This is a genomic window from Cryobacterium sp. 10I5, from assembly GCF_035019865.1.
Lineage (GTDB): Bacteria > Actinomycetota > Actinomycetes > Actinomycetales > Microbacteriaceae > Cryobacterium > Cryobacterium breve_A.
On the sequence record NZ_JASJVI010000112.1, the window covers coordinates 1 to 9,387 of the forward strand.

Sequence of the window (9,387 nt, forward strand, 5' to 3'; positions counted from 1 at the left end):
CCCCCCCCCCCCCGCGCCCCCCCCCCCCCCCCGGCGCCCCCCCCCCCCCCCCGACGGTTGGTTCGTTCCCCACATTGCACAGACAGGAAAAGGTCACAACTGTGAACAACCACGACACCGTCGACGTGACAACGCCGGACAAGGTCGAGCCCGCCGCCCCCGCAACCCTCGTGATGTCCGACATCTCGAAGCTCTACTCCGGCGTCGCGGCCCTCTCGAACGTTTCCGTCGAGATCCTGCCCGGCGAAGTCCACGCCATCCTCGGTGAGAACGGCGCGGGCAAGTCGACGTTGATGAACGTGGCCTCGGGCACGGCGCAGCCCGATGGGGGCAGCATCACCTTCGAAGGCACCCCGATCGGCGTGCTGACGCCGGCCATCGCCGTGCAGCTCGGAATCGCGATCGTCCACCAGCATCCCGCCGTGCTTCCGGACATGACCGTCCTGGAGAATCTGCAGGTCGCCCTGCCCGCCGCGGTCCTCGCGTCCGGCACGTCGCTCGAAGCCACCGCCACGGCGCTGCTCGCAGACGCCGGCCTGAGCGTGCACCTTCAGGATCGCGTGGAACTCCTGTCGGTTGCCCAGAAGCACCTGCTCGAGATCGCCAAGGCTCTTGCCCTCAAGCCGAAACTCCTCATCCTCGACGAACCGACCGCGCCCCTCGGCCAGGCATCCGTCGACCTCCTGTTCGAACGTGTGCGCAGGTCCGTGTCGAACGGGACGGCCGTCGTCTACATCACCCACCGCCTGGCCGAAGTCCGTGAGCTCGCCGACAAGGTGACCGTACTGAGGGATGGCCGCGTCCGCGGCAGCGCCCGGGTCGCCGACATCACCGACGACGAACTGCTCGCGATGATCGTGGGACGCAAGCTCGAATCGACGTTCCCGCCCAAGCACATCGGCTCGCCGGACGACGAGACGAACTTCTCGATCAACGGGTTGAGCGGCTCTGGATTCGCGAACATCTCGATCAGCGCCCGTCCGGGCGAGATCATCGGCATCGCCGGGGTCGTCGGAAACGGCCAGAGCGAACTGATGCGCGCGCTCGCCGGTCTCGACTACTTCACCGGAACGGTGGCCATCGCCGGCAAGACCCTGAACTCCCGGCAACTCCTCCAGGAGGCGGCATACATGCCCGCCGATCGCCACCGCGAGGGCCTCCTGATGTCCCTTTCGGTGCGCGAGAACGCCGCCGTCTCGGCACTGGCGAAGTTCAAGCGGGGACCGCTGCTCAGTCGCAAGCGTGAACTGGGCACCGTGGCCGAGACGCTCGGTTCGCTCGCGGTGAAGGCAGCGTCGATGGATTCCGTCGTCTCCTCCCTGTCCGGCGGCAACCAGCAGAAGGTGGTCCTGGCGCGGGCGCTGCTCTCCGAGCCGCTGCTGGTCGTGGCCGATGAGCCGACTCAGGGCGTCGACGTGGGTGCCCGGGCCGAGATCTACCGGATCCTGCGGGAGGTCTCAGCCTCCGGCATCCCCGTCGTCGTGGCCTCCTCGGACGCGAAGGAGCTCGAGGGTCTCTGCGACCAGGTCATCGTGATGTCGAGGGGGCACGCCCTCGAAGTTCTCCAGGGCGCTGCGATCAGCGAAGAACGCATGATCCACGCCGCCGTCCGTTCGACGACCCGATCGGTGTCCGTCGTCGCCGATGAATCGGCCTCCAAGCGCTCCGGACTCCGTCGTTTCCTGCAGGGCGACTACGCCCCCGCGGTGCTCCTGGTCGGTGTCATCGCCCTGCTCGGGTCGTTTCTGTTCAGCCAGAACGCCCGCTACCTCTCCGACTTCAACATCTACTCGGTGCTCACCCTCGTCACGGCGCTCGGTTTCATCGCCCTGGGTCAGACCATTTCGCTGCTGATCGGAGGCATCGACCTGTCCGTGGGGCCCCTTGCCGGATTCCTCGTGGTGATCGGTTCGTTCTTCATCAACGACGACAAGTCGGTGATGATGATCGTCCTCGGCTTCGTGCTCATGATCGTCGTGGCGGCCGTCATCGGGGTGGTCAACGGATCGTTGATCAGGTTCGCCCGGTTCACCCCCATCGCCGCCACCCTGACCGTGTACATCGCGTTGCAGGGATTCAGCTTCCTGCTCAGGAGCTCCCCGGACGGGTACATCAACTCGACGATCACCGGAATCATCGGGTGGCAGCTCGGACCGGTTCCCGTCGCCTTCATCGTGCTCGTCGCGGCCACGCTCGTGACCGAGTTCCTCCTGAAGAAGCGGCGCTGGGGCTGGCGGCTGCGCGCGACCGGGTCCAACGAGGAATCGGCGCGCAGGAACGGCATCAACATCAACCGGACCGTCGTCCTCGCCTATGTGGCCACTTCACTGTTCGCGTTCGTGGGTGCTGTGATGCTGATGGCGCAGATCGGGGTCGGCGACCCCGCCCAGGGCGTCGGCTACACGCTGACGAGCATCACCGCGGTCGTGCTCGGGGGAACGAGCCTGCTCGGCGGGCGGGGCACGTTCATCGGCACGCTCCTCGGCTCCATCCTGCTCGTGCAGGTGCTCAATGCGACGTCGTTCCTCGGGCTGTCCCAGATGTGGCAGTACCTGTTCCAGGGGCTGCTCATCCTGGTGGCGGCGATCGTCTACTCGCTCGCACGACGCAACAACAAGCGCAGGAAGACGTCCTTCGCGCTCCGGTAGCCCGTCGTGATCCTGCTACCGCACGAAGAACCGCCGGGCACGATACGTGCCCGGCGGTTCTTCGTGCCCGAGGCGGTTCAGTCCGAGGTGCTGAGCCCCCGGGTGATCTCGGCGATGGCCGACCAATCCAGAGGTGCGAGGTCGGGATCGGCGAGCGTTCGCTCGAACATGTCGCGCAGAACGGGCGCCGTCGGGAGCACGACGCCGCTTCCCGCCGCAGCCCTCTCCGCGAGGGACAGGTCCTTGAGGCCGAGCCCCACGGTGAAACCGGGCGGGCTGTATTCCTTGCGGGCGATCAGGCTCCCATAGCCCGTGTACACGCTGCCCGTGAATGCGGCATCCGTCAGGATCTCGACGAAGGTCATGGCGTCGACTCCGCCGTGTTCGACCAAAGTCACCGATTCGGCGAGGGCCTGGAGCGCGTGGATGAGGGTGTAGTTCACGCCGATCTTGACCAGGCTCGCCGTGCTCGGGCGCTCGCCGACGACCCAGGTGCGCTTGCCGATCGCGTCGAGCCAGGGCTGCGCCCGGGCCGTGGCGCTTTTCGTGCCCGCCGCGACCACATTGAGTTTCCCGGCCGCCGCGATGTTGGACCGGCCGAGCACCGGAGCCGCCACGTAGTCCATTCCGGCGAGGGAGTGCAGGTCGGTCAGCCGGTCCGTGGCCTCGACGCTGAGGGTGGCGCAGTTGATGTGCAGGGTGCCGGCCGGCGCGTCCGCGAGGGCCTCCGCGCTGAAGACTGCCTCGGCGGCCGCGTCATTGGCGAGCATCGAGATCACGGTTCCGACGCCGAGAGCGTCGGTGATGGAGGTCGACCGGGTGGCGCCGGCTGCGACGAGGGCGTCCACCGCTCCGGATGATCGGTTCCAGACCCGCACAGAATGGCCGGTCTCGAGGAGGTGGCCGGCCATGGCCGAGCCCATTTCGCCGAGTCCGATGAAGCTGATGTCCGACATGCTCTCACGCCTTCCAGATCGTCTTGAGGTTTCCCGGATCCCGAATGCCGGATTCCGGCAGACGCTCCTGCGCGCCGGACCGAGGCCCCCGCCCCCAATGTACAGTTTCAGTGAACACTATCGCCAGTTCCTGGTCCGCTCAACGTGATTTCCGCCGCGACGCCACCCTTTGCTTGACAAGCTCCACGCCGCTGAGTTGAATGTCAAGCAACACCTTGTGCAGTGAGACTGTACAAAATAGTATTGCTGCGAGACCCCGGCTCCGGCCGGACACCAGACTTCGTACTGCAAAGGAGCAGAACACGTGGGCAATCGACTTGCCGAGAAGACCGTCGTCGTCACGGGGGGCGCATCCGGAATCGGAGCCGCCATCGCGAGGGGCGTCGCCGCCGAAGGCGCCAACGTGATGATCGCCGACCTCGACCTCGCGGCAGGCCAGCTCGTCGCGGACGACATCGTGGCGCGCGGCGGTGCTGCGGCGGCGGTACAGGCGGACGTCACGGACCGCGAAGCGGTGCGGTCCGCCATCGAGGCGACCGTCTCCCGCTTCGGCCGCCTCGACGTCTACTTCAACAACGCCGGCATGAACTCGCCGATGAGGTTCCTCGACATCACCGAGCGGAATTTCGAGCTCGTGATGAAGGTCAACGCACTCGGCGTACTGATCGGCACGCAGGAGGCCGCGAAGCAGTACATCGCCCAGGGCGGCACCGGCAAGGTGATCAACACCGCTTCGATCGCGGGCAGGACCGGCTTCCCCAATTTCGCACCGTACAGTGCGGCCAAGGCAGCCGTGATCTCCCTCACCCAGGCTGCGGCACGAGCCCTGGCCCCCGAGGGCATCACGGTCAACGCGTTCGCACCGGGCGTCGTCGCCACTCCGCTCTGGACGAAGCTCGACGCCGAACTGACGGAGATGGGCGCAGGCGACTCCGGCTTCGACTCGATGGCCGGCGACATCCTGTTGGGTCGCCCCGCCGTGCCCGAAGACATCGTGCCCACCGCGGTTTTCCTCGCCGCGAGCGATTCCGACTACATCACGGGCCAGGTCATTCCCATCGAGGGCGGCATGATCCTCGTCTGAACCCCAGCCCGTCCCCCGACTCTCAGCACGACACCCAGCAAAGGAATGACACGACCGTGACTACAGCTACCTTCGGAACCAACGCCGTCGACTGGGAGGAGCGCATCCAGTTCGATCGCCTCCGCACGGACAGGCTCGCCAAGCTCCGGCGCGAGCTGACCAGCTCGGATCTCGGGGCCGTTCTCGCCTTCGATTTCGCCAACATCCGCTACATGTCGTCCACCCACATCGGCACCTGGGCGATGGACAAGCTCATCCGCTTCTCCCTGCTCACCCGGCACAGCGACCCGATCGTCTGGGACTTCGGTTCAGCGGCCAAGCACCACCAGCTCTACAACCCGTGGCTGCAGACCACGACCGCCGAAGCGGATGCCGACCCGCACGCCCCGCACCACGGCGCGGTCCGGCCGCGGGCCGAGAACGGCGCCCGGGCCGGAATCTCGACCCTCCGTGGAGCCTTCCACCCCGACGCGGGGATCGCAGAGGGCGTCGCCAAGAAGATCAAGCGTGAGCTGGAGAAATTCGGCCTGCAGAACGAGCCGCTCGGCGTGGACGTGATCGAACTGCCCATCCTGATGGCCCTGCAGAACGAGGGGATCCGGGTGGTCGACGGCCAGCAGGTGTTCCTCAACGCCCGTGCGGTCAAGACCGGTGACGAGATCGCGCTGCTCACACAGGCCGCGTCGATGGTGGATGCCGCGTACGAGTCCCTCTACGAATTCCTGCGGCCGGGCGTGCGCGAGAACGAGGCCGTCGGGCTCGTCTCGAAGGTGCTCTACGACCTCGGGTCCGAGTACGTCGAGGGAGTGAACGCCATCTCGGGCGAGCGTTGCTCCCCGCACCCGCACGTCTTCTCCGACCGGCTGATCCGGCCGGGCGACCCCGCCTTCTTCGACATCCTGCACAGCTACCAGGGCTACCGCACCTGTTACTACCGCACCTTCGCGGTCGGGTCTGCGAGCCGGGCGCAGCACGACGCCTACAAGATCGCCCGCCAGTACATGGACAGGGCGATCGCGCTCGTGCGCCCCGGGGCCACCACCGCCGACATCGTCAAGGTCTGGCCGACCGCCCAGGAATTCGGCTTCCCCGACGAAGAGGCCGCCTTCGCTCTGCAGTACGGCCACGGCGTCGGCCTGTCGATCTGGGAGAAGCCGATCTTCTCCCGGCTCGTGTCCCTCGACCACCCCGAGGTGCTCGTGGAGGGCATGGTCTTCGCCCTCGAGACCTACTGGCCGTCCGCCGATGGCATCGGGGCCGCCCGCATCGAGGAAGAGGTCGTCGTCACCGCCACCGGGTGCCAGGTAATCACCAAGTTCCCGGCAGAGGACCTGCTCGTCGCCGGTCAGCGCTACTACAGCGTCGGCGGACCGTTGTCCCTCGTGCGCGACTCCCAGTCGCACCTCAACACCGCCGCCGGTCGCGGCGAAGCCGAGTAGGGCGAGGAATGCGCGCCGCCGTCTACCACGCCGATCACGACGTTCGCCTCGAGGAGGTGCCCGTACCCGTCAGGGCTCCGGGCGAAGCCCTGCTCGAGGTGCTGCGCAGCGGCATGTGCGGAACAGACGCCACCGAGTGGAAGGCGGGCCCGCTGACCTTCCCGGTGCAGCACCGTCACCCCGTCACCGGCCAGGCCGGACCGATGATTCCCGGCCACGAATTCGTCGGGAAGGTCCTCGCGGTCGACGAGTCGAGCCGCTTCTCTGTCGGAGACATCGTCGCGAGCGGTGCCGGCGTCTCCTGCGGCGTCTGCGCCCGCTGCGCGGAAGGTCGCACGAACCTCTGCGACCGGTACTACACGCTCGGGCTCAATACCGACGGCGGCATGGCCGAGTTCGTCTCCTGCCCCGAGAGCACCCTCGTCCTCGTTCCCGAGGGGCTCCCCGTCGACCTCGCGGGCCTGGCCCAGCCGCTCGCGGTCGGCCTGCACGCCGCCCGACGGTCCGGGGTGCGTGACGGCGACCGCGTGGTCCTGATCGGGGCTGGGGCGATCGGCTCCTTCGTGCTCGCCGGGCTGAACTCGCTTGTGTCCGCCGACGTGACCGTGATCGACTTTCCCGGCGCGCGCCTCGAGCGAGCCGGTCGCCTCGGCGCGACCCGGGTCGTCGAGGCGGGTGCGGATGCCGCCGCCCGCGTCGCCGAGGCCATCGGGCCGTTCGGCGCCGACGTCGTGATCGAGGCCAGCGGCGCGCCCGGACAACTGAACACCGCCCTCTCGATGGTGCGCAAGGGCGGAACCATCCTCCAGGTCGGTCTGCCGTCGACAGAGCAGTCCGTGGACATCCATTCGCTCGTCATGCGCGAGATCACCGTTCAGACGACCCTCGCGCACGTCTGCGGCACCGACCTCGCCCCGGCGCTGGGTATTCTGGCGACGACGAACCTGGGCACGGAACTTCTCGACTCCGTCCGACCTCTTGACGATCTCGCCGAACAGCTCGAGCGGCTCGCGACAGGCCGGCTCGAGGGCAAGGTTCTCTTCGATCCACTACAAGGGGCAGCAGCATGAAGGCAGCAGTTTTCCACGGCGCGCACGACATCCGCATCGAAGACGTGGACGGGCCGCCGCCGCTCGGCAGCCTGGACGTGTTGCTGCGGCCGTACTGGTGCGGCATCTGCGGCACCGACCTCCACGAGTACGCCATGGGGCCGATCGTCATTCCCTCGCACCCGCATCCGCTCACCGGGGCAACGGCCCCGCAGATTCTCGGGCACGAGTTCTCGGCGGAAGTGCTCGAGGTGGGTTCGGGCGTGCGGTCGGTGCGCGTCGGCCAGCGGGTGTCCGTGATGCCGCTGCTGTACTGCGGCAGCTGCTACTACTGTCGCCGCGGCCTGAACCACCTGTGCCAGTCGATGGCCTGCGTCGGCCTGAGCTTCGCCTCCGGGGGGATCTCGGAGCTCGCGGTCGTCCCGGCCAGTCACGTGAGCGTGCTGCCCGATTCCGTCTCCGACCTCCAGGGCGCCCTCGTCGAGCCGGGAGCCGTGGCCGCATACGGAGTCGACACCGCGCAGGTGCGGCCGGGGGACACCGTGCTCATCACCGGCGCCGGTCCGATCGGCGCGCTCGCCTCGCTCTACGCCTCGGCGCTCGGTGCCCGCGTGTTCATCTCCGAGGTCAACCCGACCCGTGTCGCGCTCGCAAGGAGCCTGGACGTCGGCGAAGTGATCGATCCGTCCAAGATCGACGTCGTCGCCTGGATCAAGGACCAGACCGAAGGAATCGGGGTCGACGCGGTGATCGAGTGCTCGGGAAACGAGCGGGCCCTCCAGACGGCGATCGCCTCGGTGCGCTCGGCCGGGCGCATCTCGCAGACCGGCCTCCACACCAGGCTGGCGGCCATCGACCCCATGGTGCTCTCCGAGCACGACATCACCCTCTCAGGCACCTGGTGCTATCCGGTCACGGACTGGCCGCGCATCATCGACCTGATCGCCCGCGGCCGGTACCCGGTCGAGAAGGTCGTGAGCGCCCAGATCAGCATGGCGGATGTCGTCGAGAAGGGCTTCGAGACGCTGCTGTCGCCGACCGGCGACCAGGTCAAGGTCCTCGTCAACGCCCGCTGACGTCGATTCGGACTGACCAACGCACCGCCTCCGGCTCCCGCTCTTCGCCTCTCTCCTCGGCGTACCTTCTACGATTGGAAACCCCATTATGAAAGCGCTGCGCTTCGCGGAACAGGATGTTCCGCGCATCGACGAGCTGCCCATCCCCGCAATCGGAGCCGACGATGTGCTCGTCGCCGCGCGGTCCGTCGGGGTCTGCCACTCCGACATCGATCTGCTCGAGGGGCGGTACATCATCCCGTTCGAGTACCCGATCATTCCCGGCCACGAATGGTCCGGCGAGGTCGTCGCGGTGGGAAGCCGGGTGCGCGACTTCGCCGCCGGTGATCGAGTCGTCGGCGAGTGCGTGATCGGAGAGGACCATTTCGGGTTCTCGATCAGCGGTGCGGCCGCCGAGTTCTTCGTGGCCAGGCCAGAATGGTTGCACAAGCTGCCCGCGAGCGTGTCGTACACGAACGGCGCGCTCGTCGAGCCGTTCAGCGTCGCCTACTACGCGCTGATGCGGGTCGGCAACGTGAACGCGAGCGACACCCTCGTCGTACTCGGAGCCGGACCGATCGGACTCGCCGTCACCGCGGCCGCCGCCGCTCTCGGCGCCGTGACGATCGTCGTGGAGCCCTCGCCAGAACGGCGCGACGCCGCGCTGCGACTCGGTGCCCGCCACGCCGTGCACCCCGACGACATCGTCGAGTTCCTGAACGAGCAGACGGAGGGGCGTGGAGCGGATGTCGTCGTCGAGGCCAGCGGCCGGCCGGCCGTGATGGCCCAGGCACTCGAGCTCGCCGCCTTCCGGGGCCGGGTCGCCTACATCGGCATCGATGTCGGGCGCGAGGCGCCGGCGAAGCTCGGACTCATCCAGTCCAAGGAGCTCAAGATCACCGGTTCAGTCGGCTCGCCCGGAGTGTGGCCTGAGACCCTGCGCTTTCTGGCCCACACCGGAATCGACCTGAGCCCGCTCGTCACGCAGCGGTTCGGGGTCGACGACGCCCTGGGCGCACTGGAGGCCGCACACCACCCGGCGACCACGATCAAGGCGCACATCGAATTCGACGCCGTGCTGCCCGCCTGACAACGGCGCCGGAACGACGGATGTCCCGGACGAGCGCCTGTCTCTTATACACATCTCCGAGCCCAC

7 protein-coding genes are annotated in these 9,387 nt (G+C 67.7%); 6 read left to right on the plus strand and 1 reads right to left on the minus strand.

Annotated features, from left to right (window positions below):
- The first annotated feature begins 101 nt into the window (after positions 1–101).
- A complete protein-coding gene (locus QN350_RS17765; protein ID WP_323516991.1) occupies positions 102–2,648 on the plus strand; it encodes an ATP-binding cassette domain-containing protein in 2,547 nt (848 codons plus the stop codon).
- A gap of 77 nt (positions 2,649–2,725) precedes the next feature.
- Here the strand turns inward: QN350_RS17765 and QN350_RS17770 are convergent, their stop codons facing one another.
- The gene (locus QN350_RS17770) at positions 2,726–3,715 is read right to left on the minus strand and encodes an NAD(P)-dependent oxidoreductase (protein WP_323516998.1); all 990 of its coding nucleotides are present in this window, start codon (positions 3,713–3,715) and stop codon (positions 2,726–2,728) included.
- Positions 3,716–3,908: 193 nt separating this feature from the next.
- Between QN350_RS17770 and QN350_RS17775 the strand changes: the two genes are divergently transcribed.
- The 5 genes from QN350_RS17775 to QN350_RS17795 all read left to right on the plus strand — a co-directional run bounded on the left by QN350_RS17775 (position 3,909) and on the right by QN350_RS17795 (position 9,321).
- Positions 3,909–4,688 (plus strand): glucose 1-dehydrogenase, encoded by a 780-nt coding sequence (locus tag QN350_RS17775; RefSeq protein ID WP_322138340.1) that lies wholly within the window; start codon positions 3,909–3,911, stop codon positions 4,686–4,688.
- Positions 4,689–4,744: 56 nt separating this feature from the next.
- Positions 4,745–6,127, plus strand: coding sequence for a M24 family metallopeptidase (locus QN350_RS17780; RefSeq protein WP_281533410.1), 1,383 nt, complete (start codon positions 4,745–4,747; stop codon positions 6,125–6,127).
- 8 nt (positions 6,128–6,135) lie between these two features.
- Complete coding sequence (locus QN350_RS17785; RefSeq protein WP_323516994.1) at positions 6,136–7,197, plus strand: zinc-dependent alcohol dehydrogenase; 1,062 nt, start codon at positions 6,136–6,138, stop codon at positions 7,195–7,197.
- Entirely contained in the window at positions 7,194–8,252 is a 1,059-nt protein-coding gene (locus tag QN350_RS17790; RefSeq protein ID WP_281533408.1) for a 2,3-butanediol dehydrogenase, read from the plus strand. Before QN350_RS17785 ends, QN350_RS17790 begins: the two co-directional genes overlap by 4 nt.
- 88 nt (positions 8,253–8,340) lie before the next feature.
- Positions 8,341–9,321, plus strand: a complete 981-nt coding sequence (locus QN350_RS17795; protein ID WP_323516996.1) for a zinc-dependent alcohol dehydrogenase — start codon at positions 8,341–8,343, stop codon at positions 9,319–9,321.
- Positions 9,322–9,387: the final 66 nt, after the last annotated feature.

Coding starts and splice junctions, on each gene's coding strand:
- QN350_RS17795 (WP_323516996.1), top strand. CDS start 8,341: ATGAAAGCGCTGCGCTTCGCGGAACAGGATGTTCCGCGCATCGACGAG.
- QN350_RS17790 (WP_281533408.1), top strand. CDS start 7,194: ATGAAGGCAGCAGTTTTCCACGGCGCGCACGACATCCGCATCGAAGAC.
- QN350_RS17785 (WP_323516994.1), top strand. CDS start 6,136: ATGCGCGCCGCCGTCTACCACGCCGATCACGACGTTCGCCTCGAGGAG.